The sequence below is a fragment of the Streptomyces sp. NPDC008238 genome (genome assembly GCF_042956445.1).
Lineage (GTDB): Bacteria > Actinomycetota > Actinomycetes > Streptomycetales > Streptomycetaceae > Actinacidiphila.
The window spans coordinates 91,834-114,203 of record NZ_JBIBGK010000003.1 but is presented as its reverse complement, the minus strand read 5'-3'; the positions used below and the strand labels follow the sequence as shown (position 1 = coordinate 114,203).

Below are 22,370 nucleotides of genomic sequence, written 5' to 3'. Positions count from 1 at the left end.
GCCGTTCCGTCGTTCCGTCGTACCGCCGGTACCGCGGTGTCAGCAGGTGCCGGCGCTCGGCGCCGCGCTCGGGCGGGCCAGGGCGGCGAGGGCCTTCTCGACGGCCTTGTCACCGGAGAGCTTGGTGAAGCCCTTGCCGAGCATCACGTCCACCGTGCCGGTGGCGCGCTTGGAGCCGGCGGCCGCGGGCTTGAGTGTGCTGGTGCCCTTGATCTGGGCGCTGACCAGCTTCATCGCGGCCTCGGCCTTGGGCCCGTGGCCGCCGATCAGGAGCGCGGCCTCCTTCACCTTGCGGTCGTACTGGGGGTCGGCGTTGCCGAAGGTGCCCACCTTGAACCCGCGTGCGGCGAACTCGTCCGCGGTGTCCTTGGCCAGACCGCCCTTGGCGGTGGCGTTGTAGATGTTGACCGTGAGTTCCCCGGGATCCGGGAAGGCGGTGGGGGCGGCCCCGGCGGACCCCTTGGGGGCCGCGGTCTTGCAGGCGCGCTCCCCGGCGGTGGTCCCGGCCTTGACGGCGGCGGCCTTCGCCGGCGTGGACTTGCCGCCGAAGACGTCGACCAGTTGGAGCGTGCCCCAGCCGGCGAGGCCGACCACGGCGACGGTCGTCACGACGACCGCCACGATGCGTACCCGGCTCCGGGGGCGGCGCATCCGCGGGTACTGGTTCCCGGTCACCCGGTACTTCCCGCCCATGCCAGGGGGCGTCAGCATGCTCATGTGCGCAGCGTAGTGCGATCGGGCGTCCGGGCGTACTAAACGATCAACCAATCGGGGCCATTCAGGGGGACTTGAACCCGAAAGGGCGAAGCGCTCCGCCCGCCCGGACGGGCCCGCGGAGCGGTCCGGAGGTCAGTCCATCTCCAGCACCCGGGCGTGCAGCACCTGGCGCTGCTGCAGCGCCGCGCGCACGGCCCGGTGGAGCCCGTCCTCCAGGTAGAGGTCGCCCTGCCACTTCACGACGTGCGCGAACAGGTCCCCGTAGAAGGTCGAGTCCTCGGCGAGGAGGGTCTCCAGGTCGAGGTTGCCCTTGGTGGTGACCAACTGGTCGAGGCGGACCGGACGTGGGGCGACGTCCGCCCATTCACGGGTGCTTTTCCGGCCGTGGTCGGGGTACGGCCGCCCGCTTCCGATGCGCTTGAAGATCACACGGAAAGCCTACCGGGCAAGGGCGTACGGGCGCAGCAACGGCGCAGGAGTGCGATGGTGGGCAAATACGGTGATAGCGGGAGCAGCGGAGCAGCCGATGACCACGCCGAGCCTGCCCGGCGCCGCCCGGGCCATCGCCGAGGGGTACGCCTTCACCGGTCCGGCCCTCGAACTCGGCGCCCTGCTCTGGGAGGACCGGGCCCTGCCCGGGGCACCCGTCCGCATCCCGCTGGCGGTCCTCAACCGGCACGGCCTCGTCGCGGGCGCCACCGGCACCGGCAAGACCAAGACGCTGCAACTCGTCGCGGAACAGCTGTCCGCGCAGGGCGTGCCGGTCTTCCTGGCCGACGTCAAGGGCGACGTCTGCGGCATCTCGGCCCCGGGCGCGCCCGGCGACCGCGTCGCCCGGCGGGCCGCCGAGGTCGGGCAGGACTGGACCCCGGCCGGCTGCCCCGCCGAGTTCTACGCCCTCGGCGGCACGGGTCGCGGCATCCCGCTGCGCGCCACGGTGACGAGCTTCGGGCCCGTGCTGCTCTCCAAGGTGCTGGGGCTCAACACCACGCAGGAGCAGTCGCTCGGCCTGATCTTCCACTACGCCGACACCAAGGGCCTGGAACTGCTGGACCTGAAGGACCTGCGGGCCGTGGTCACCTTCCTCACCTCCGACGAGGGCAAGCCGGAGCTGAAGGGGATCGGCGGGGTCTCCACCGCGACGGCGGGAGTCATCCTGCGGTCGCTGACGACCTTCGAGGCCCAGGGGGCGGGGGCCTTCTTCGGGGAGCCGGAGTTCGACACCGCCGAACTGCTGCGGACGGACGGCGACGGGCGGGGCGTCGTCTCCGTGCTGGAACTGCCCGCCGTGCAGGACCGGCCGCAGCTGTTCTCCACCTTCCTGATGTGGCTGCTGGCCGACCTCTTCGAGGACCTGCCGGAGGTCGGCGACCTGGACCGGCCCAAGCTGGTCTTCTTCTTCGACGAGGCACACCTGCTCTTCACCGGGGCGAGCAAGGCGTTCCTGGAGGCCATCACGCAGACCGTGCGGCTGATCCGGTCCAAGGGCGTCGGCATCTTCTTCGTGACGCAGACCCCCAAGGACGTGCCCTCCGAGGTGCTCGGCCAGCTCGGCAACCGGGTGCAGCACGCGCTGCGCGCCTTCACCCCGGAGGACGCCAAGGCGCTCAAGGCGACCGTGCGCACCTTCCCCACCTCGCCGTACGACCTGGAGGAACTGCTCACCGGGCTCGGCACCGGCGAGGCCGTGGTCACCGTCCTCGACGAGGACGGCGCCCCCACCCCGGTCGCCGCGGTACGGCTGCGGGCACCGCGGTCGCTGATGGGCCCCGCCGACCCCGCGGCGATGGACGCCGCGATCGCAGGCTCGGCGCTGTACGGGCGCTACGCGCAGGCGGTGGACCGGGAGTCGGCGTACGAGCGGCTCGCCGGACGGCCGGAGCCGGCCCCCGTACGGCCCTCCCCGCCGGGCCCCGCCGGCAGCGGGCGCGGGCGCGGCGAGCGGCCGCGGGAGGAGACGGGGGTGGTCGAACAGGTGATGGGCAGCGGCGTCTTCCAGTCGCTGGCCCGCTCCGTCGGCACCCAGATCGGGCGGGAGATCACCCGGTCGCTCTTCGGCACGTCCAAGCGCCGCCGTCGCTAGGCCGTGTCGTCACATGCCCTCCCCCAACCTTCGGTCGGGGGTGCCCCCACCCCACGGCTCCCCCAGCTGCGCTGGGAGGTGCCCCCAGGCACGGCGCTCCCCCAGCTCCGCTGGGAGGTGCCCCCACGCTGCGTTGTCGAATCGTCCGAGTAGCCCACTACGAGGACGACTCTCCGCCTTGCGATGCACCGCACCAGACGCCGTGGGGCCCGCCCTCCGGGCGGTGGGGGCACCTCCCAGCGGTAGCTGGGGGAGCTCGTTTGACGACACGACCTAGGGGCAGGGCCCTCAGGACTCCTTCGCGGCCTTTGCTTCCTTCGCGGCCCGCTTCTGCTCCTGCTTGAAGGCCCGCACCTTGTCCAGGGACTCCGGGCCGGTGATGTCGGCGACCGACCGGTGGGAGCCCCGGTCCCCGTACGCGCCCGCCGCCTCGCGCCAGCCCTCGGGTGCCACGCCGAGCTGCTTGCCGAGCAGCGCCAGGAAGATCTGCGCCTTCTGCTTCCCGAAGCCGGGCAGCTCGTTGAGCCGGGTCAGCAGTTCGCGGCCGGTGGGGACGTCGCGCCAGACGGCTCCGGCGTCGCCGTCGTAGTGCTCCACCAGGTACTGGCACAGTTGCTGGACCCGCTTGGCCATCGACCCCGGGTAGCGGTGGACGGCGGGCTTCTGCGAGAGCAGCTCGGAGAAGGCCTCCGGGTCGCAGGCCGCGATCTCACCGGCGTCGAGGTCCTCGCGGCCCATGCGCTGCGCGATGGTCCACGGGCCGGAGAACGCCCATTCCATCGGGATCTGCTGGTCGAGCAGCATGCCGACCAGGGCCGCCAGCGGACTGCGGGAGAGCAGGGCGTCGGCCTCGGGCTGCTGGGCGAGGCGGAGTGTGGTTGCCATGCACCGATGATCCCGCGACCCGGGATCAGAGGCACGCCGCCCGCGGGTCACCCGGACGGCGCAGCGCGGATGGCCGTACCCACCGGCCGGGCGGACCGTGTGGAGTGTCCGGGCAGCGAGCCCGGGCAGCGAGTGGACGGGAGCCGTCACATGAGCCAGCAGACACAGCCGGTCACGGAGCGCACGCACTCGGGGTGGGCGACGGGCGGTACCACCTTCGCCGGGGTGCTGCTCATCGTCTCCGGTGTCGTGATGATCCTCGAGGGCATCTCGGCCATCGCCCAGGACGACATCTGGGTCCGGCTCGGCGACTACGTCTTCAAGTTCAACCTGACGGCGTGGGGCTGGATCCACCTCGTGCTCGGCGTGCTGGTCATCGTGGTGGGCGCCGCCCTGCTGCAGAACGCCCCCGACTGGGCCCGGGTCGCCGGTGTCGCCCTGGCGGCGTTCAACATCGTCGTGAACTTCGCGTGGATGCCGTACACGCCGGTGTGGGCGATCATCGTCATCGCCGTGGACGTCTTCGTCATCTGGGCGCTGTGCAGGAGCTGGGGGGAGCACCGGGAGCACCGGGCGCACCCGAAGCGGGTCTGACCGTCGTCGCCGACGCCCGGGGCCGGTCCGGAGCACGGGCCGGCCCCGGGCGTTCCCGCGGTGTTTTCACCCGTTCGTATGGCTTGCCCGTGATGCCGGATAGGGGACGTGGCCCCGGGTAGCGCTGAACGAGTGACGCAGCCATTTGAACTGCCCGACTTCTACCTCCCGTACCCCGCGCGGCTCAACCCCCACGTGGAGGAGGCCAGGGAGCACTCCCGTGGCTGGGCGCGGGAGATGGGGATGCTCGAGGGCTCGGGCATCTGGGACACCGACGACCTCGACGCGCACGACTACGCGCTGCTGTGCGCGTACACGCACCCGGACTGCTCCGGGCCGGCCCTGTCCCTGGTGACGGACTGGTACGTGTGGGTCTTCTTCTTCGACGACCACTTCCTGGAGGCGTTCAAGCGCACGCAGGACCGCGAGGGCGGCAAGGCGTACCTGGACCGGCTGCCCGCCTTCATGCCGATGGACCTCGCGCAGGGCACGCCCGAGCCGCGGAACCCGGTGGAGGCGGGCCTCGCCGACCTGTGGGCGCGCACGGTGCCGGCGATGTCCATGGACTGGCGCGGGCGCTTCGCCGAGAGCACCGAGCACCTGCTCAACGAGTCCCTGTGGGAGCTGTCCAACATCAACGCGGGCCGGGTGCCCAACCCGGTGGAGTACATCGAGATGCGGCGCAAGGTCGGCGGCGCGCCCTGGTCGGCGGGGCTGGTGGAGTACGCCGCCGCGGCCGAGGTGCCGGCCGCCGTCGCCGGGGCGCGGCCGCTGCTCGTGCTGCGGGACGCCTTCTCCGACGCGGTGCACCTGCGCAACGACCTCTTCTCGTACCAGCGCGAGACGGAGGAGGAGGGCGAGTTCAGCAACGGGGTGCTGGTCCTGGAGACCTTCCTCGGCTGCTCGACGCAAGAGGCCGCTGAGTCGGTCAACGACCTGCTGACCTCCCGGCTGCACCAGTTCGAGAACACCGCGCTCACCGAACTGCCCCCGCTCTTCGCCGAGCACGCTCTCGACCCGGAGCAGTGCGCGCGGGTGCTGGCGTACGTCAAGGGCCTGCAGGACTGGCAGTCCGGCGGCCACGAGTGGCACATGCGCTCCAGCCGCTACATGAACGGCGGCGGGGCGGGCGCCGCCGCGGGCCCCCGGTGGTCGGCGTTCGCACTGCCCGGCGGGCTCGGGGTGTCGGCGGGCACCGTACGGACCACCGGCCGCGCCGAGACGGCCCGCGTCCGGTCGTTCACCCATGGGCCGCGGCACACCGGGCCGACCCCGCTGCCCGACTTCCTCATGCCGTTCCCGGCCCGGCTCAGCCCGCACCTGGACGCCGCGCGGCGCCACGTCGTCGACTGGGCGCACCGGACGGGACTGCTGCTGCCGCAGCCCGGCGTCCCGCACTCCCACGTCTGGGACGAGCACAAGCTGGCCGCCTTCGACTTCCCGCTGTGCGCCGCCGGCATCCACCCCGACGCGTCACCCGAGGCGCTGGACCTCACCTCGGGCTGGCTCACCTGGGGCACCTACGCCGACGACTACTTCCCCGCCGTCTACGGCCGCACCCGCGACCTGGCCGGCGCCCGCGCGGCCAACGAGCGCCTGTCGGCCCTCATGCCGGTGGACGGCTCCGCCGCCCCGGCCCCGGCCACCGCCCTGGAACGGAGCCTGGCCGACCTGTGGACGCGGACGGCCGCGACCATGGAACCGCAGGCGCTACGCCGCTTCCGCACGGCCGTCGAGAACATGACGGACAGCTGGCTGTGGGAACTGGCCAACCAGGCGCAGAACCGCGTCCCCGACCCCGTCGACTACCTGGAGATGCGCCGTCACACCTTCGGCTCCGACCTGACGATGAGCCTGTGCCGGCTGGGGCACGGCCGGCGGGTGCCCGAGGAGGTCTACCGCAGCGGTCCGATGCGCTCGCTGGAGAACGCCGCCGCCGACTACGCCTGCCTGATGAACGACGTCTTCTCGTACCAGAAGGAGATCGAGTTCGAGGGCGAGATCCACAACGCGCTGCTGGTCGTGCGGAACTTCTTCGACTGCGACGAAAAGGCCTCGCTCGCCGTCGTCCACGACCTGATGACCGGGCGGATGCGGCAGTTCCAGCACGTGGCCGAGCACGAACTCCCGATCCTGTACGACGACTTCGCCCTCGACCAGGAGGCCCGGGCAGTGCTGGACGGCTATGTGCGCGAGCTGCAGGACTGGCTCTCGGGCATCCTCGCCTGGCACCGCGGCTGCCACCGCTACGACGAGGCCGAACTGCGCCGCCCGGTCGGCGGGTTCCGGCCCCCCACCGGCCCGACCGGCCTCGGCACGTCCGCGGCCCGCCTGGTCGTCCTGGCCGCACGCTGACCCGCGCGGTGGGGGCGGGGGCGCCGCGCCCGCCCCCCACCGCGGGGTGGTTCGGGGGCGGGCGGCGGGCCGCCGGTCAGTCCATCCAGGCCTGGTAGGACATGACGTCGCCGGCCTTCACCCGGTACTCGGGCTGGTCCTTGGTGAAGGTCTCCTCGACGCCGAGGACGCGCCCGTCGGCCGGGTCGAGGACGAGCATGCGGCGCAGGCCGGCGGTGTCGTGGACGTAGGCCTGGCCGCGCCTGCCCAGGCGGTCGGTGACGGCGCCGGCCGGGCGGAGGCCCGGGGCGGCGGCGAGGAGCTCGTCGACGGCGGCGGTGCCGGCGGGCCCCGGCGTCCAGTCCTGCAGCAGCGAGGCCAGCGCGTCCACCAGTTCCGGGGTATCGGCGCAGGCGCAGCCGTACACCTGCGACAGGTAGCCCCGCAGTTCCTCGGCCGAGTCCGGGGGCTCGGTCCCGGACCGGCCGTACGGGGGCAGGGTGCCCGGGGGGAACGCGGCGCGGTGCAGGACCTCGCCGTCGGCGACGGTGTGCGGGGCGCCGCCGGAGTCGCTGATCACCGGTTCGCCGGGGTGCCGGGGGTCGGTGGCGACGACCAGTTCGGTGCCGCTGCCGTCGGCGTTCCAGCGGGTGAGGTGCTCCTCGGGCAGGGTGACGGGCGGCCGGGCGCCCGGGCCCGACTCCATGGCCATGCTCCACGTCATCACGTGGCTCCCCCGCCGGGTGCCCGTGCCGCCGCCCCGTGCCGCCGCCTCGCGGGCCGCGCCGGCCACGTCGGCCAGCGGGACCTCCCGTGAGCCGGCCAGCGGACGCAGCGCGACGGGGGCGGCGACCGCCGGGGTGACGCCGGCCCCGGAGAGCACGACGACCAGGGCGGCCACCACGGCCGCCGCCACCGCGGCCAGGCCCGTGGCGAGGCCGCCCACCCGGCGGCCGGTCCGGCGGGGCGCGGACGCGGCGGCCCCTCCGGACGCCGCTCCGGCGGCCAGCAGCCGCAGCAGCGTGTGCTCGGCCCGCGCGTCCAGCGGGCGGTCGCGCCAGCGCGGATCCCCGGCCGGCACGGGGTCGGCCCGGCGCAGCAGCTCCAGTTCCGGCTCGTCGGTCATGGCCCCTCCTGGGTCACGGTCATCCCCATGCGGTCGATCTGCTCGCGCAGCCTGCGGCGCGCCCGGTGCAGGCGCATGGCGGCGGCGGAACGCCCGCAGCCGAGCGCCACCGCCAGTTCCCCGACGTCCAGCTCCTCCCAGGCGGTCAGCCGCAGCACCTCCTGGTCGGGCGCCGCCAGCCGGCCCAGCGCCTCGTGCACCCAGGAGCCGGGTGCCTCGGTGCCGGGGCTCGGCACGAGGTGCGCGCCGTGCGCCGTCTCGTGGTTCCCGATCCGGTCCAGCAGCCTGCGCCGCCGCCCCTGCCCGCGCACGCTGTTCGCCATGCAGTTGCGGGCGACGCCGTACAGCCAGGGCAGCGAGTACGAGGGGTGCTCGGCGCGGCGCCGCCAGGCGACGGCGAACACCTCCGCCACCACTTCCTCCACCTCGTCGTACGCCTGCCGCCCGGCCGTCCGCCGGGCGACGTAGCGGCTGACCGCCCAGTAGTGCTCGCGGTAGGCAGCGGCGAACGCCTGGGAATGCGTCTCGTCCGTGCTCATGACCGCTTGGTGTCCGCCATGGGTCCGATCATCACACCCCGCCGCTGTGACGTTCTCCGCGTGACGCCGGGGTCCGGCCCGGACACCTACCGGGCATGAGTCTCACGTTCCCGCGACGCGCGGCGTCCGCCGTGGCCTGGCTGACCACGACCGACCACAAGGCCATCGGCACGCTCTACCTCGGCACGGCGTTCGCCTTCTTCTGCGGGGGCGGGGTGATGGCCCTGCTGATGCGTGCCGAACTCGCCCGGCCCGGGCTGCAGGTCATGTCGAACGAGCAGTTCAACCAGCTGTTCACGATGCACGGCACCGTGATGCTGCTGATGTTCGCGACCCCGTTGTTCTCCGGCTTCGCGAACTGGATCATGCCGCTGCAGATCGGCGCCCCGGACGTCGCGTTCCCCCGGCTCAACATGCTCGCGTACTGGCTCTACCTCTTCGGCTCGCTGATCGCGGTGGGCGGCTTCCTCACCCCGCAGGGCGCGGCGGACTTCGGCTGGTTCGCCTACGCGCCGCTGTCGAGCGCGGTGCACTCGCCCGGGGTGGGCGGCGACCTGTGGATCACGGGGCTGGCGCTGTCCGGCTTCGGGACCATCCTGGGCGCGGTCAACCTGATCACCACGATCATCTGCATGCGCGCCCCCGGCATGACGATGTTCCGGATGCCGATCTTCACCTGGAACGTGCTGCTCACCGGTGTGCTGGTGGTGATGGCCTTCCCGGTGCTGGCCGCGGCCCTGCTCGCGCTGGAGGCGGACCGGAAGTTCGGGGCGCACGTCTTCGACCCGGCGAACGGCGGGGCGCTGCTGTGGCAGCACCTGTTCTGGTTCTTCGGCCACCCCGAGGTCTACATCATCGCGCTGCCCTTCTTCGGGATCGTGAGCGAGGTCATACCGGTCTTCTCGCGCAAGCCGATGTTCGGGTACACCGGCCTCATCGCGGCGACGATCTCCATCGCCGGGCTGTCGGCGACGGTCTGGGCGCACCACATGTACGTCACCGGCGGGGTGCTGCTGCCCTTCTTCTCCTTCATGACGCTGCTCATCGCCGTGCCGACCGGGGTGAAGGTCTTCAACTGGATCGGCACGATGTGGAAGGGCTCAATGAGCTTCGAGACGCCGATGCTCTGGGCGACCGGTTTCCTCGTGACCTTCGTCTTCGGCGGGCTCACCGGCGTGATCCTGGCGTCGGCGCCGCTGGACTTCGCGGTCTCCGACTCCTACTTCGTCGTGGCGCACTTCCACTACGTCGTCTTCGGCACCGTCGTCTTCGCCATGTTCTCCGGGCTGCACTTCTGGTGGCCGAAGTTCACCGGCAAGATGCTCGACGAACGCCTCGGCAAGATCACCTTCTGGACGCTCTTCGCCGGCTTCCACGGCACCTTCCTCGTCCAGCACTGGCTGGGCACGCAGGGCATGCTGCGGCGCGTCCCGGACTACCTGGCGGCGGACGGCTTCACCACGCTGAACACCGTCTCGACGGTCAGCTCCTTCCTGCTGGGGCTGTCGATCCTGCCGTTCCTCTACAACGTGTGGCGGACGGCCAAGTACGGCGAGCCGGTCGGCACCGACGACCCCTGGGGCTGGGGCCGTTCCCTGGAGTGGGCGACGAGCTGCCCGCCGCCGCGCCACAACTTCCGCTCCCTGCCGCGCATCCGTTCCGAGTCGCCCGCCTTCGACCTGCGCCACGCCGCAGCCATGGTGCCGGGAGGGGTGCCCACCCGGCCGGACACGCCGCTCCCGGCGGCCCGTTCCGACGCCTGACGCGGGCACGCCGACCCCTCAGCCGGCCGCCCGTACCGCGCCCTCGGCGACGGCCAGGGCCAGCGCCATGATGCTGAGCTGGGGGTTCACCTCGGGGCAGCTGGGCAGCGCCGAGGCGTCGGCGATCAGCACCCCGTGGACGCCGCGCAGCCGTCCCGTGGGGTCGGCGGGCGCCACCCGCGGGTCCGCGCCCAGCGCCACCGTCCCCGTGGGGTGGAAGGCCGACAGGTGCAACCGCCGCGCCGTCACGCCCTCCAGGGCCGCCGAGAACTCCCGCGGCGTACGCGCCCGCGGGGCGGTGGGGACACCGGTGAGCACCTCCTCCGCCCCGGCGGCGAAGAGCAGGCCGCCCATCGCACGGACGGCGCGCAGCAGACGGCGGCCGTCGCGGGGGTCGAGGTCGTAGCGGAGCAGGGCGCCCTCGCGGCCGAGGACGCGTCCGCCGGGCCGGTCCGCGATCATCGCGCCGAAGGTGGCCAGCCGTCCGGAGTCCTCCAGTTCCGCGCGCAGTTCGCGGCCGACGCCCGGCAGCACGAACGAGCTCATGCCGGGCGGCGGGGCGGTGGCCTCGACGAGGATGCCGTCCCCGTGCAGCTCCTCCACGCCGACGCTCTGCAGCACCGCCGGTCCGCCGTCCGCGACCGGCTCGGCGAACCGCCCGGCGACGCTGGTGGCGGGGTGCACGGCCAGGTTGCGGCCGGTCCGCGGGTGCCCGCCGAGGCCGGAGCGGCGCAGCAGCGGGGGAGTGCGCAGCGCGCCCGCGGCCACCACGACCAGGGGGCTGAGGATCTCCAGTTCGCTGCCGTCGGGCCGCCGTACCGCCACACCGCAGGCGCGCGGGCCGCCGGGACGGTCGGGCTCGGTCAGCACCCGCCGCACCTCGGCCCCGGTGACGATCCGGGCCCCGGCGGCGCATGCCTGCGGCAGCACCGACAGCTGGACGCTCTGCTTCGCCCCGGACGGGCAGCCCACCACGCACTGGCACGAGCCCCGGCAGCCGGACGCGTTGCGCCGCAGGGGCGCGGCCCGCCAGCCGAGCGCGCCCGCGCCGAGCAGCGCAAGGTCGCCGTTGCGGCCCAGTACGTCGTGCGGCTGGGGCGCCACCCGCAGGGTGCGCTCCACCTCGTCCAAGTACGCGCCGAAGGCCACCGGGTCCGCGAGGTCCCCGAGCCCGTGCTCCTCCCGCCACCGGGCCAGCACACGGTCCGGAGTGCGGTAGCAGGTGCCGGAGTTGACGACCGTCGTACCGCCGACGGCGCGCCCGGTCGGCACGATCAGCGGGGGGTTCCCGAGGGCCACGGTGGCGCCGCCGTCCCGGTACAGCTCGGCGAACCGGTCGAGCGGGGCCCGCCGTCCGAACTCCGCCGTGGTGTGCCGCCGGCCCTCCTCCAGGACGACCACCCGCAGGCCGGCCCGGGCCAGGGTGCGCGCCGCCATCGCCCCGCCGGCGCCCGAGCCGACGACGACGGCGTCCGCGCGCGAGCGGTCCGGCCACTCGCCGGCGGGCACGCAGTCCAGCGGCGGGTCCTGCGGGGCCGCGGGCACCGCGCCGCGGGGCGCTCCCGCCAGCAGCCGTTCGGTGCCCGCCGCCAGCAGCACCGGCACCTTGACCACGTCGAGCAGGGGCAGCAGCGCGGGCCGCGCGGCGAGCCCCGCCAGCACCCGTTCCCGCTCCGCCGGGCCCAGCCGCTCCAGCCGCCGCCCGGTGCGCGCCGCCGCGTAGGCGTCGACCGCGGCCGCCGCGGCACGGAAGCCGTGCCGGGTCCGCGCGGGCATCGCCGCCAGCAGGCCGTCCAGCCGGCGCGGTACGCCCGCGGGCCAGCCGCCGTCGCCCGCGTCGGCGAGCAGCGCGGCGACCAGGCCGCGGACGGCGGCGCTCACCGGCCGCCCACTTCGGCATGGGCGGTGCCGGCGAGTGTCCACCGCGCCTCGGTGCGCCAGCCGCCGCGGCCCCGGCGCTCCAGCACGACGTGGGCGTCGGCGGTCTCGCTGTTGCGGCACACGGCGGGGGAGCCGTCGGGGTCGGCGTAGTCGAGGGCGAGGGTGCGCTCCGGCGGCTGCTCGACCCGTACGGTGATCCGCCGCCCGCCCGCGCGCCCGGTGACCGTCCACCGCGGCAGGCCGAGGTCGGCGGTGAAGCGGCCGAGGCCGGCCCGCCCGAGTGCCGGACGCAGGCCGCCGCGCGGCCAGTCGCGGCCGTCCTTGCGCAGCCGCAGGAAGACCAGCGGCGGCAGCCGGTCCAGACCCGGGCGGGTGGAGACCGCCGCGACGACCTCCAGCACGTCCCCGTCGCCGAGGTCGGCGTGCAGCCAGGCCCAGCGGCGGGCGTTGCCGTGGCCGTAGATGCGGGCCGAGGCCCCGGGGGCGCCGCGCAGGGCGAGTTCGGACGTCCCGTGGCGGACGGTGCCCGTGTACCGGGCGCGGGGCGACGGGACGATCTGCGCGGCGGGCAGCAGAGGGTGCCGCCACGACCAGCGCGGGAAGGTGTACAGCGGCGGCTCGGTGCCGGGGTCCTCGGTGAGGTCCCAGGTCAGCTCGCCCGCCGTGCCGCGCAGCCGGCCGGGCACCGCCTCGACGCCGTCCGCCGTGAAGCCCTCGGCGCCCGTCGCGGGCTCCCAGGGCAGCGGCCCGAACCGGGCGTGCTCCACGGGGCCCCCGCCGTCCGGGGGGAAGACGGCGGCCCAGCCGTGGGCGAAGATGGGGGAGCCGTCGGCGGGGGCGACGAGTTCGTGGTGGAGCCACAGTCCGGTGCCGGTCGCCGGGTCGGTGGCCGTGGTGTACCAGACCTCGGTGCGGCCCGCGGCGCCGTGCCAGCGCGGTGCCCACTGCGCCCGGGGGTCGTCCCGGCGCGGGAAGCGGAAGCTCGCCAGGAACGGCACGAGCGAGGTCGCCGTACGGAAGCGCAGGGTGCCGGTGCCGGCCGGTTCCGGGTCGTCCCCGGCGGTGAGGGTGAAGGGCAGCGTGGTCATCGAGGCCAGCGGCCGCCGCGGGGTGACGGACTTCCAGCCCTCCAGGAGGCAGCGCTCGCCGTCGAGTTCGTACTCCAGCCGGTAGTGGACGCGCCGCCGGGCCAGCGGCGAGACCTCCAGCGTGCCGGTGACGGCGGTGTCGGCGCGGCCCGCGACGCGCAGCCGTCCGCCGACGCGGGCCGCGGTCGTGCGGTGCGGCAGCAGCAGGCCGTCGCTGCGCGCCGTCAGTTCCAGCCGCACCGGCCGTTCCCGGTCCTCGCCGCGCAGCCGTACGGTGCCCGACATGCGCTCGGCGAAGACCGTCCCCCGTGCCGCGCTCACCGGGACTTCAGCCCCTCGCGCATGATCTCCTCGGTCGCCGTCAGATAGGCCTCCGCCGCCGCGCGGGCGGCCGCGCCGTCGCCCTCCTCCACGGCGGCGACCACGGGCGCCAGCCGCGCGTACGCCTCCTGGGGGTCCTGGAAGGGGCCCGCGAGGTGCCGGCGCATCGGCAGGTAGGCGTTGAAGAGGGTGTTGGTGAGGAGCACGTAGACGCGGTTGCCGGTGGCGCGGGCCAGTGCCCGGTGCACCTCGGCGTCCGCCAGCTGCACCGCGTCCGGGTCGCCGGCCGTGCGCACGGCCTCCACCAGCTCCCGCAGCCGGGTCCGCGCGGCGCCGCTCGCGCGGGCCGCGGCCGCCCCGGCGATCAGGGCGCCCACCCCGCGCCGTGCCTCGAAGATCTCGCCGAGCCAGCGGGCGTCGTGCTGGACGAGCATGGGCAGCAGGTCGGCGCCGCCCAGGCGTTCGTAGTCCCGGACCCGGGTGCCGACACCGTGCCGCGTCTCCAGCAATCCGGCCTGCACCAGCCGGCCGAAGGCGTGCTTGAGGGTGGTCCGGGTGACGCCGTACCCCTCGGCCAGCGTGCGTTCGGGCGGCAGCAGACTCCCCGCGGGGTGGCGGCCGGTGAGGATCTCCTCGCGGATGCGGTCCTCCAGGACGTCCACGATCGACGTGCGCGGCAGCGCTTCCATCACACCTCCATGGTTCAGTGGATGAGCCACTCAACCAATGAGCCGACACACCGTCAAGACCTGCCCCCGCGGCGGCCGTCGCTCACCCGACCGGCGGCGCGTCACCCGCCGTCCGGTCGCCGCACCGCGACGGTCGGCTTACGTTCGCGATGGCATGCCCTCGCCCCGCCCGTCCCCACGGCCGAAAGGCACCGACATGACGCAGCCGTGCGCCCGTCCGTCCGGGCTCCGCAGGACCGTGCGGAGGGCCGTCGCGACGGCCCTCGCCGCCGCCGCGCTCCCCACGGCCCTGGCGTGCGGCGGGCCCGCGGAGAGCACCCGCTCCCCCGGGGGCACCAGGACGGCGACGTCCGCGCCGGCCTCGCCGCTCGCGCGGGCCGAGGAGGACCGGACGGCGGCCCCGGCCTCCGCCTCCCCCGCGCAGGCCTCCCCCGGCGGTTCGCCGACCAGTTCGCCGAGCGGTTCGCCGGGAGCGGGCGACGACTTCCCGGCGCTCACCGGCGAGGTCGTCAAGAAGCTCGACGACGCGCTGAAGGCCACACTGAAGAGGACCGCGGTGCCCGGCGTGAGCGTCGGGTTGTGGGCCGCGGGCAAGGGCTCCTGGGTCCGCGCCCTCGGCGTGGCCGACAAGAGGTCGAAGGCGCGCATGTCGCCCGACCTCTACGTGCGGATCGGCAGCGAGACCAAGACCTTCACCGTGACGGCGCTGCTGAAGCTGGTCGACCAGGGGAAGGTCGCGCTCGACGACCCCGTCGCCCGCTACGTGGACGGCGTGCCCGGCGGCGACCGCATCACGCTGCGGCACCTCGCCGAGATGCGCAGCGGGCTCTACAACTACACGGACGACCCGGCCTTCCAGAAGACCCTCAAGGCCGACCCGCACCGGGAGTTCGTCCCCGCCGAACTGCTCGCCTACGCCTTCCAGCACCCCTCGCCGTCCGGTCCCGGCGCCCGCTTCCAGTACTGCAACACCAACACCGTCCTGCTGGGCCTGGTGATCGAGAAGGCGAGCGGCCAGTCGTTCGGCGACTACCTGCAGCGCAACGTGCTGGCCCCGGCCAAGCTGAAGCACACCGTCCTCCCGGCGGGGCGCGCCTTCCCGAGCCCGCACGCCCGCGGCTACACCCGGCAGACCAAGGACGGCAAGGAGGCCGACGCCACCGACTGGAACCCCTCCTGGGCCTGGGCGGCCGGCGCGATGATCTCCGACCAGCAGGACCTGCGGGCCTGGGCCCGCATCGTGGCCGAGGGCACCCTGCTGGCCAGGGCGACGCAGACGCAGCGCACGACCTTCCTCCCCACCCCCTACCCGGGCATCGGCTACGGCCTCGGCCTCTTCGACAACCACGGCTGGATCGGCCACAACGGCTCCCTGCCCGGCTACCAGAGCACGGCCGTCCACCTGCCCGGGGCCGGGGCCACCCTGGTCGTGCTGCTCAACACCGACACCCCCGTGGGCGGCAACGAGCCCAGCAGCCTCTTCGCCGAGGCCATCACCAAGATCGTCACCCCGCAGCACGTCTACGCGTTCCCGCCCACCAACGGCACCGGCACCAGCCCGAGCAGCAGCTGAGCGCGGGCCGCCCCGGAGGCGTGGAGGGGCTCAGCCCACCGCGAAGGGCGGCCTGCGGTCCCGCCACGGGACGGCCTGCTCCAACTGCGCGGCGACCGCGAGCAGCAGGTCCTCCCGGCCGTGGGCGGCGACCAGTTGCACCCCGACCGGCAGCCCCTCGCGGCTCTGGCCGAGCGGCAGGCTGACCGCCGGGTGCCCCGAGACGTTGAAGGCCGCCGTGAACGGCCCGTACGCGAACAGCTCGCGCAGCCAGGAGCGCACGGTGTGCCGGGGGTCGTCGTGGTCGAGGGTGCCGTGCGGCGCGGGGAGCGCGCCCAGCGTCGGCGTGACGAGCAGGTCGTGACCGGCGAAGAAGCGGTCCACCGCGCGGGTCACGCGGTGCTGCGCCTCCATCGACGCCATCAGTTCCAGCGCCGTGCACGCCTCGGTCTCGGCGAGCACCGCCCGCGACACCGCCTCCAGCAGGGAGCGGTCGATGCGCGGGGCCGCCCGCAGCAGCGCGCCGCCACTGGCGAACGCGCCCAGCGCGGCGGCCTCCACGAGGTCGTCCCCGTCGAGGCGCGGCGCGTCCTCGCCGACGCGGTGCCCGATCCACTCCAGCACCTTGGCCGCGTCGACGGCGACCGCGGCGACCTGCGGGTCCACCGGCGTCCCCGTCCACGCGGCGGTGGTCACGGCGACCCGCAGCCGCCCCGGGTCGGAGCGCACCGCCCGCGCGTACGGCGCCGGGGGCGCCGGGAGCGGGTACTTGGCGCCGTCACCGGGCCCGGACACGGCGTCGAGCAGCGCCGCCGCGTCCCGTACCGTCCTGGTCACGGCGAACTCCACCTGCAGCCCGAACGCCGCCTCGCCCGTGAGCGGCCCGCACGGGGTGCGCCCCCGGCCCGGCTTGAGCCCGACCAGCCCGCAGCAGGACGCCGGGATGCGGATCGAACCGCCCGCGTCGTTGGCGTGCGCCACGGGCACCGCGCCCGCCGCGACCAGCGCGGCCGAGCCGCCGCTCGACCCGCCCACCCCGCGCGCCGGGTCCCAGGGGTTGCGCGTCGGCCCGTACCGCACCGGCTCCGTGGCGAAGTTCAGGCCGAACTCCGGCGCGGTGCTCTGGCCGAGCGCCACCAGCCCGGCCTCCCGGAACCGGGCCATCAGATCGTGGTCGGCGTCCGCCACGGCGCCCCGCAGGGCGCGGCTGCCCAGGGTGAAGGGCACACCCCGCACGAACGGCCCGCCGTCCTTGACGACGAAGGGCACCCCGCCCAGCGGCCCGTCCGCCCGGTGGGCGGGCGCGGGGTCGAACAGCGGCAGCGTCAGCGCGTTGAGCTCCGCACCCGCCGTCTCCAGGGCCGTACGCGCGACGGCCTCCACCTCGCCCGCCGTCACCTCGCCGGCGCGGATCAGCTCCCGCAGCCCGGTCGCGTCCCGCTCCGCGTACTCGTGCAGTTCCAGCGTTCCGCCCTCCCGCGCCCTGTCCCGCGGTCAGCGTGGCACGCGCCGCCGGGCCGCCACCACGGGGTTTTCGCCGGCGAGGGCGCGGGTCAGACGACCTTGCGGCGCACCAGCGCGCCCAGCACCAGGGCGCCGGGGACGAGGGGCAGCCAGACCGTCACGATGCGGTAGCCGAGGACCGCCGAGGTGGCCGCCGCGAGGGAGGCGCCGGTGGCGACGAGGGCCACCACGAGCGCCGCGTCGACCGAGCCGACACCGCCGGGGGTCGGCAGCGCCGCCGCCGCGACACTGGCCACCAGGTAGGCGACGGCGACGTGGGTGAACGGCACCGGGACACCCAGGGCCATGGTGACGGCCACGAGGCCGGCGGCCTGCAGCGCGGGGAAGGCGAGCGAGCCGCCCCACAGCGCGAGGGCCCGCGACGGCCGGGCGTGCAGCGTGCGCGCGTCGGTGAACGCCGTGGCCAGGAACGTACGGACCACCTGCCGCAGCCGGGGCATCGCGACCAGCACGACCGTCACGACCACGCACACCCCGGCCGCCACCCCCGCCGTGGGGCCGACCGGTACGGAGATGCCGTCGGGCAGCAGCCCGTCGAGCCGCAGCGCGTGCGGGAACACGGCGAGCAGCACCACCAGCAGGGTCCCGCGGCCCACGCACTCGGCCAGGAAGTACAGCGCGATGGCCGCCGCCGACCGGGCGGGCGGCAGCCCGCACGCCCGCATGAAGCGCAGGTTGACCGCGCTCGCCCCGATGCCCGCGGGCAGCAGGTGGTTCGCGGCGCCCGCGGCGAACTGCGTGGCCAGCAGCCGTCCCGCCGGGAGCCGTTCCAGGACCGTGCCCTGCCGCATGAAGGACACGGCGACCCAGGCCAGCCCGGTCGCCGCCACGGCGGCCAGCAGCCAGCCCCGGTTGGCGTCGAGCAACCCGCGGCCCCCGTCGGCGATCAGGTGCCAGTGCCGGGCCACCCACCACCCGACGAGCACGATCGGGGCCAGGCACGCGATCCGGCGCAGCGTGGCGCCGCTCAGGAGACGTGGAGTCGTCGTGGTGGTGATGCCCATGGTCGGTCGCCCCCGCGCGTCGTGCGCCTGTCCGCAGGTGTTGTCGCCCCTTCATGCCCTGTCCGCGCGACCTGCGGGTGTCCTGCGGCTGACGTCCGGCACGTCCCCGGATGGCGGAACGGCGTCGGTCCGGTGCGGGCCGCCCCGGGCGGGGCACCGTACGCGCCCCGGCCGCCGTTCGCGCCCCGCCCCGCCGGCGGGCCGCGTAGGGGCGCCGGACCGCAGGCACGGACGGACGGCGGTGCCCGCCTGAGGGGGCCGGCCACCGGGTCGCGGGCTTCTGACGGGCACTCAGTGTCGATGTCCGGAGGGGGGTTTGGGCGCTGCGCGCCGGGGCAGGCGATCCCCGTGCTTCGGAACGGAGGCACGCACGCGCGGGGCGTCCCGGCAGGGCGCCCGGAGCGCGGGCGTGCCCTTCCGCACGGCACGCCCCTGCGCGGCGCGGCTCCCGTCCCCGGCAGGAAGGCACAGGTCCGCCATGGCCGCCCGAGAGCCCCGTACCAGGAATCCGCATCCGTCCCCGGGTGCCCGTCCGCGTCCGCACGACGACGCCCCGGACACCGCCGAGGTCCTGCGGCGGATCGCCGCCCTCCCCGACGGCGCGGAGAAGGACGCCCTGCGCGAGCAGGTCGTCGTCGCCTGGATCCCCATGTCGGAACGGCTCGCGCGCCGCTTCCGGCACCGCGGCGAGTCCACCGAGGACCTCGCACAGGTCGCCGCGCTGGGCCTGGTGAATGCCGTGCTGCGCTACGACCCCGCCCGCGGCAGCGCCTTCGAGAGCTTCGCCGTCCCCACCATCGTCGGCGAGGTGAAACGCCACTTCCGCGACCACCTGTGGGGCGTCCACGTCCCCCGCAGGGTCCAGGAACTGCGCAGCCGGGTCCGCGCCGTCCGCCACGAACTCGCCGGGACGAAGGGCGGCGCCCCCACCGTCGCCGAGATCGCCGCGCACGCCCGGATGAGCGAGGAGGACGTGGCCACCGCCATGGAGGCCCTCGACAGCTTCGCCCCCGCCTCCCTCGACTCCGCCACCCCCGGCGCGGAGGGGCGCACCTTCCTCGACACCCTGGGGTCCGAGGACCCCTGCCTCGACTTCGTCGTGGACCGCGTGGCCGTCGCACCGCGGCTGCGCGAACTCCCCTCGCGCGAGCGGCAGATCCTCTACCTGCGGTTCTTCCGCGACATGACGCAGACCCAGATAGCCGACCAGCTCGGCCTGTCCCAGATGCACGTCTCCCGGCTGATCAGCCGCACCTGCCGGCGCCTCCGCGAGGAGGTCGAGGCGTCCGAGGTGGCCGAGGTGGCCGAGGTGGCCGAGGCTGCCGGACGGGCCGGGGACGCCGGGCCCGCAGGAGCGCGCGGTGGACGTCCGCCGGCAGGGGCCGGCCGCCCGCGCTCGCCACGAGCGCGGCCGCGACCTCACGGAGCTTGACGTTGCCGTACTGGGAGGCCCGCACGAGGACCGCCCAGGCCACGTCACCGGGGCAGGGCGTCGCCGCCATCACCATGCCGACGGCCTGGTCGATGACCGACCGGCTGCCCAGCGCGCGGCGCAACTGCTCGTTCTCCGCGCGCAGCCGTCCCACCTCGCTCGCCGCGTCGTCCTCGGGGCCGGCCGGCAGGGGAACCATCGTCAGCACCTCCTGACGTTTCGGATGCCCCGAATGCCCGTTCCCATACGGGTGTGGGAGGTGACGGGTCGCCGGGCCGGGTTCAGCCGCGCAGCGCGATCCGGGCGGAGGGCGCGACGAGGGTGCCCATGTTGCGCTCCATCATCCGCAGCGCGGCGTCCGCCAGGTCCCGGTGGATGTGCGCCACCGCGTCCGGCGCGACGACGGTGGTCACGTGACGGATGTGCGCGTCCAGCGCCGAGTAGAGCACGCACTGCTCGGTGACCTGCCCGCACAGCACCAGGCGGTCCACCCCCAACTCCCCCAGCAGGTACTCCAGCGGCGTCTGGAAGAAGACCGAGTGCCGGGCCTTCACGACGAACAGCGAGTCCGCGTCGGGACGCACCGGCTCCACCAGGCCGGCGTGCGGGCCGTCGAGCGCGATGCCGAGGATCTCGTCGTGGTGGGAGCGCCAGCGGCCGAAGTTGTCGTTGACGTAGATGACGTCGACGTCCTCCTCCCGGGCCCGGGAGATCAGCCGGCGCACCCCGGGCAGCGCCTCGCGCACCGAGGGGAGCAGCAGCTCCGCGTCCTCGTGCTCGTAGGTGTTGATCATGTCGATGACCACGAGCGCGGTGGCGCCGCCGGTGTCGGGCATGTCGGGACGTCCTCAGGTGGGGGAGGGGCCGCCGGGCAGCGTACGCCCGCGCCCGGGTCGCACCGTGGAGCCCGCGCCGGGCGCGGAGCCGAGGTCAGGCGGGCGGCGGGGGCCGCCCGCGGACGGCGTCCGGGGCCCGTTGGGCCGCACGGGCGGCACGGCACGGCGCGCGCGGCGTCGCGGCCCGGGGGGCCGGGGCCCGGCTGGTAGCTTCGCCAGCCTCGCGGGTCCGCCCAGTGCCGTGTCCCGCGCGCCATTCTTCTCGGGGACGGAGACGTGGGTGACGGAACCGGTGGACGACCAGGACAACGGGCGCGGGGGCGACGAGGTCCCGCCGGCCGCCCTCGACCGCCGGGGCTTCGTCAAGTCGGCCGCGGCGGCCGCCGTCAGCCCCGCCGTCCTCGGCACCGCCGCCCACGCGGCCCCGCTCGCGGCGACGTTGCCGGTGGCGGTCCAGACCGCCGCGGCGGCGGTACCGGCGGTCGCCCCCGCGGTCGCCGCGGCCGCCGCTCACGGCATGGTCGCCCGGCTGCTCGCCGTCCCCGCGGCCTCCCGCCGTACCGACTGGCTGCACCAGGCGCTGCAGGTGGCCGTGGAGCTGGAACTCGCCACCATCCCGCCCTACCTGTGCGCGTGGTGGTCGGTACGGGACCGCTCCGACACCGTCGCCCGCCTGATCCGCGGCATCGTCACCGACGAGATGTTCCACATGGGCCTGGCCTGCAACATGCTGGTCGCCGTCGGCGGCCGGCCGCGGATCGCCGGCGTCACCCCGGACTACCCCTGCCGCCTGCCCGGCGGCGTGCGCAGCGAGCTGACGGTCTCCCTCTCCGGGCTGACCCGCGCGTACGTACGGGACGTCCTCATGGCCATCGAGACCCCGGAGTCCACGTTCCCCGAGCCGTCCGCCGGGCCGCCGACCATCGGCGACTTCTACAACGGCGTCGTCACCGCCTTCCTCGACCACCGTCCCGAGCTCAGCGTCCGCGGCCAGATCGGCCAGCGCATCGGCCCCGACGAACTGCGGCCGATGCGGACCCTGGACGACGTCGTCGCCGCCGTGGAGATCATCAAGGAGCAGGGCGAGGGCAGCTCGGACTCCCCGGAGGCACCGACCGGCGAGGCCGTCGGGGGCCACCGCGACCTGGCCCACTACTTCGCCTTCGCGGAGATCTACCACGGCCGGGCCCTGCAGGAGACCGACGGCCTGTGGGAGTTCAGCGGCCCGCCCATCCCGTTCCCGGACGTCCACCCCATGGGCGTGGTCCCCCGGGGCGGCTGGCCCCACCCGCCCCGCGAGGCCGCGACCCTGCTGCGCCGCTTCGACACCGCGTACGGGGACCTGCTGCGCGGCCTGGAGTCCGCCTGGCAGTCGGCCGACCACGGCGCGCTCAACCGCGCGATCCGGACGATGGAGGAACTGGAGGAGCCCGCCCTCGCCCTCATGGAGATCCCGCTCGGCGACGGACGCCACACGTACGGCCCCCAGTTCCGCCCGCCCGCCCCGGGAGCCGACCACCCGCCCGCCCCCGCGACGACCGGCTCCCCCGGCGGCCGCGCGTAGCGGACCCTCGCCGATGCGGCCGGTTCCGCACCCACCTCGACGCCCCGGCAGCCGACCGCATCGCAGTGCCCGCCGCGCGTCCGCGGGTGCCGGACGTGGGGAGCGCGTCGCACCGTCGCCGGGAGTCGGGGTCGCCGGCTCCCGCGACGGGCATACCGCCGTGGGCGGCGGTGCGGCATCGACGCCTCGGCCGCGTGGGCGCGGCCGACCACCCTCGTGCGGGCCCTCGCCGATGCGGACCCGGGCCTGGTCGGGTTCGCCCACCGCGACGCCCCGGCCCGGTGCCTGATCGCATCGCGTTGCATGGGCCGTGTCCGCCGTCCGTGTGCCGGGAGGGGCGACGCGGGTGCCGGACGTGGGGAGCGCGTCGCACCGTCGCCGGGAGTCGGGGTCGCCGGCTCCCGCGACGGGCATACCGCCGTGGGCGGCGGTGCGGCA

Annotated in this window: 18 protein-coding genes; 7 read left to right on the top strand and 11 right to left on the bottom strand. The window is 75.0% G+C overall.

Going from position 1 to position 22,370, the window contains the following annotated elements; all coding sequences use genetic code 11:
- Positions 1-39: 39 nt before the first annotated feature.
- Both ACFZAU_RS09360 and ACFZAU_RS09355 read right to left on the bottom strand, forming a co-directional pair.
- Positions 40-717: a LytR C-terminal domain-containing protein gene (locus ACFZAU_RS09360; protein WP_500460685.1), complete on the bottom strand. Its 678-nt coding sequence runs from the start codon at positions 715-717 to the stop codon at positions 40-42.
- Between the two features lie 132 nt (positions 718-849).
- On the bottom strand, positions 850-1,146 hold the full coding sequence (locus ACFZAU_RS09355; protein ID WP_499513003.1) for a type II toxin-antitoxin system VapB family antitoxin: 297 nt from the start codon (positions 1,144-1,146) through the stop codon (positions 850-852).
- Between the two features lie 97 nt (positions 1,147-1,243).
- Between ACFZAU_RS09355 and ACFZAU_RS09350 the strand changes: the two genes are divergently transcribed.
- On the top strand, positions 1,244-2,800 hold the full coding sequence (locus ACFZAU_RS09350) for a helicase HerA-like domain-containing protein (protein ID WP_500551676.1): 1,557 nt from the start codon (positions 1,244-1,246) through the stop codon (positions 2,798-2,800).
- Positions 2,801-3,088: 288 nt separating this feature from the next.
- On the opposite strand, the gene ACFZAU_RS09345 is transcribed toward ACFZAU_RS09350, so the two are convergent.
- A complete protein-coding gene (locus ACFZAU_RS09345; protein WP_500551675.1) occupies positions 3,089-3,685 on the bottom strand; it encodes an HhH-GPD-type base excision DNA repair protein in 597 nt (198 codons plus the stop codon).
- Between the two features lie 150 nt (positions 3,686-3,835).
- On the opposite strand from ACFZAU_RS09345, the gene ACFZAU_RS09340 reads away from it, so the two are divergent.
- The gene (locus ACFZAU_RS09340) at positions 3,836-4,279 is read left to right on the top strand and encodes a DUF7144 family membrane protein (RefSeq protein ID WP_499604844.1); all 444 of its coding nucleotides are present in this window, start codon (positions 3,836-3,838) and stop codon (positions 4,277-4,279) included.
- Positions 4,280-4,411: 132 nt separating this feature from the next.
- Positions 4,412-6,634: a family 2 encapsulin nanocompartment cargo protein terpene cyclase gene (locus ACFZAU_RS09335; protein WP_500551674.1), complete on the top strand. Its 2,223-nt coding sequence runs from the start codon at positions 4,412-4,414 to the stop codon at positions 6,632-6,634.
- Positions 6,635-6,710: 76 nt separating this feature from the next.
- Here ACFZAU_RS09335 and ACFZAU_RS09330 read toward each other — a convergent pair whose 3' ends face one another.
- Positions 6,711-7,739 carry a CU044_5270 family protein gene (locus tag ACFZAU_RS09330; protein WP_500551673.1) on the bottom strand — a complete coding sequence of 343 codons (1,029 nt, stop codon included), beginning with the start codon at positions 7,737-7,739 and terminating at the stop codon, positions 6,711-6,713.
- A complete protein-coding gene (locus ACFZAU_RS09325) occupies positions 7,736-8,278 on the bottom strand; it encodes a sigma-70 family RNA polymerase sigma factor (protein WP_500460676.1) in 543 nt (180 codons plus the stop codon). Before ACFZAU_RS09325 ends, ACFZAU_RS09330 begins: the two co-directional genes overlap by 4 nt.
- Before the next feature lie 95 nt (positions 8,279-8,373).
- Here ACFZAU_RS09325 and ctaD point away from each other — a divergent pair, with 95 nt between their 5' ends.
- Complete coding sequence (gene ctaD / locus ACFZAU_RS09320; protein ID WP_500551672.1) at positions 8,374-10,041, top strand: aa3-type cytochrome oxidase subunit I; 1,668 nt, start codon at positions 8,374-8,376, stop codon at positions 10,039-10,041.
- Between the two features lie 18 nt (positions 10,042-10,059).
- On the opposite strand, the gene ACFZAU_RS09315 is transcribed toward ctaD, so the two are convergent.
- The 3 genes from ACFZAU_RS09315 to ACFZAU_RS09305 are packed head-to-tail and all read right to left on the bottom strand — an operon-like array spanning position 10,060 to position 14,020.
- Complete coding sequence (locus ACFZAU_RS09315; protein ID WP_500551671.1) at positions 10,060-11,922, bottom strand: GMC family oxidoreductase; 1,863 nt, start codon at positions 11,920-11,922, stop codon at positions 10,060-10,062.
- On the bottom strand, positions 11,919-13,331 hold the full coding sequence (locus ACFZAU_RS09310) for a tocopherol cyclase family protein (protein WP_500551670.1): 1,413 nt from the start codon (positions 13,329-13,331) through the stop codon (positions 11,919-11,921). Before ACFZAU_RS09310 ends, ACFZAU_RS09315 begins: the two co-directional genes overlap by 4 nt.
- On the bottom strand, positions 13,328-14,020 hold the full coding sequence (locus ACFZAU_RS09305) for a FadR/GntR family transcriptional regulator (RefSeq protein ID WP_500551669.1): 693 nt from the start codon (positions 14,018-14,020) through the stop codon (positions 13,328-13,330). Before ACFZAU_RS09305 ends, ACFZAU_RS09310 begins: the two co-directional genes overlap by 4 nt.
- Before the next feature lie 196 nt (positions 14,021-14,216).
- On the opposite strand from ACFZAU_RS09305, the gene ACFZAU_RS09300 reads away from it, so the two are divergent.
- A complete protein-coding gene (locus ACFZAU_RS09300; RefSeq protein ID WP_500551668.1) occupies positions 14,217-15,593 on the top strand; it encodes a serine hydrolase domain-containing protein in 1,377 nt (458 codons plus the stop codon).
- Between the two features lie 30 nt (positions 15,594-15,623).
- Here ACFZAU_RS09300 and ACFZAU_RS09295 read toward each other — a convergent pair whose 3' ends face one another.
- Together ACFZAU_RS09295 and ACFZAU_RS09290 are read right to left on the bottom strand one after the other, a co-directional pair.
- Entirely contained in the window at positions 15,624-16,955 is a 1,332-nt protein-coding gene (locus ACFZAU_RS09295; protein ID WP_500551667.1) for an amidase, read from the bottom strand.
- Between the two features lie 170 nt (positions 16,956-17,125).
- Positions 17,126-18,100: a lysylphosphatidylglycerol synthase transmembrane domain-containing protein gene (locus tag ACFZAU_RS09290; RefSeq protein WP_499604864.1), complete on the bottom strand. Its 975-nt coding sequence runs from the start codon at positions 18,098-18,100 to the stop codon at positions 17,126-17,128.
- A 478-nt stretch (positions 18,101-18,578) separates the two neighbouring features.
- Between ACFZAU_RS09290 and ACFZAU_RS09285 the strand changes: the two genes are divergently transcribed.
- Positions 18,579-19,532: a SigB/SigF/SigG family RNA polymerase sigma factor gene (locus tag ACFZAU_RS09285; RefSeq protein ID WP_500551666.1), complete on the top strand. Its 954-nt coding sequence runs from the start codon at positions 18,579-18,581 to the stop codon at positions 19,530-19,532.
- A 281-nt stretch (positions 19,533-19,813) separates the two neighbouring features.
- Here ACFZAU_RS09285 and ACFZAU_RS09280 read toward each other — a convergent pair whose 3' ends face one another.
- The gene (locus tag ACFZAU_RS09280; protein ID WP_500551665.1) at positions 19,814-20,368 is read right to left on the bottom strand and encodes a cysteine hydrolase family protein; all 555 of its coding nucleotides are present in this window, start codon (positions 20,366-20,368) and stop codon (positions 19,814-19,816) included.
- Between the two features lie 280 nt (positions 20,369-20,648).
- On the opposite strand from ACFZAU_RS09280, the gene ACFZAU_RS09275 reads away from it, so the two are divergent.
- Positions 20,649-21,932, top strand: a complete 1,284-nt coding sequence (locus tag ACFZAU_RS09275; protein WP_500551664.1) for a ferritin-like domain-containing protein — start codon at positions 20,649-20,651, stop codon at positions 21,930-21,932.
- Positions 21,933-22,370 lie beyond the last annotated feature (438 nt).

Bases quoted from the DNA above. Each gene is read 5' to 3' on its own strand.
- ACFZAU_RS09360 (WP_500460685.1), bottom strand. From the start codon at position 717: ATGAGCATGCTGACGCCCCCTGGCATGGGCGGGAAGTACCGGGTGACC.
- ACFZAU_RS09350 (WP_500551676.1), top strand. From the start codon at position 1,244: ATGACCACGCCGAGCCTGCCCGGCGCCGCCCGGGCCATCGCCGAGGGG.
- ACFZAU_RS09345 (WP_500551675.1), bottom strand. From the start codon at position 3,685: ATGGCAACCACACTCCGCCTCGCCCAGCAGCCCGAGGCCGACGCCCTG.
- ACFZAU_RS09340 (WP_499604844.1), top strand. From the start codon at position 3,836: ATGAGCCAGCAGACACAGCCGGTCACGGAGCGCACGCACTCGGGGTGG.
- ACFZAU_RS09330 (WP_500551673.1), bottom strand. From the start codon at position 7,739: ATGACCGACGAGCCGGAACTGGAGCTGCTGCGCCGGGCCGACCCCGTG.
- ACFZAU_RS09325 (WP_500460676.1), bottom strand. From the start codon at position 8,278: ATGAGCACGGACGAGACGCATTCCCAGGCGTTCGCCGCTGCCTACCGC.
- ctaD (WP_500551672.1), top strand. From the start codon at position 8,374: ATGAGTCTCACGTTCCCGCGACGCGCGGCGTCCGCCGTGGCCTGGCTG.
- ACFZAU_RS09305 (WP_500551669.1), bottom strand. From the start codon at position 14,020: ATGGAAGCGCTGCCGCGCACGTCGATCGTGGACGTCCTGGAGGACCGC.
- ACFZAU_RS09300 (WP_500551668.1), top strand. From the start codon at position 14,217: ATGACGCAGCCGTGCGCCCGTCCGTCCGGGCTCCGCAGGACCGTGCGG.
- ACFZAU_RS09290 (WP_499604864.1), bottom strand. From the start codon at position 18,100: ATGGGCATCACCACCACGACGACTCCACGTCTCCTGAGCGGCGCCACG.
- ACFZAU_RS09285 (WP_500551666.1), top strand. From the start codon at position 18,579: ATGGCCGCCCGAGAGCCCCGTACCAGGAATCCGCATCCGTCCCCGGGT.
- ACFZAU_RS09280 (WP_500551665.1), bottom strand. From the start codon at position 20,368: ATGCCCGACACCGGCGGCGCCACCGCGCTCGTGGTCATCGACATGATC.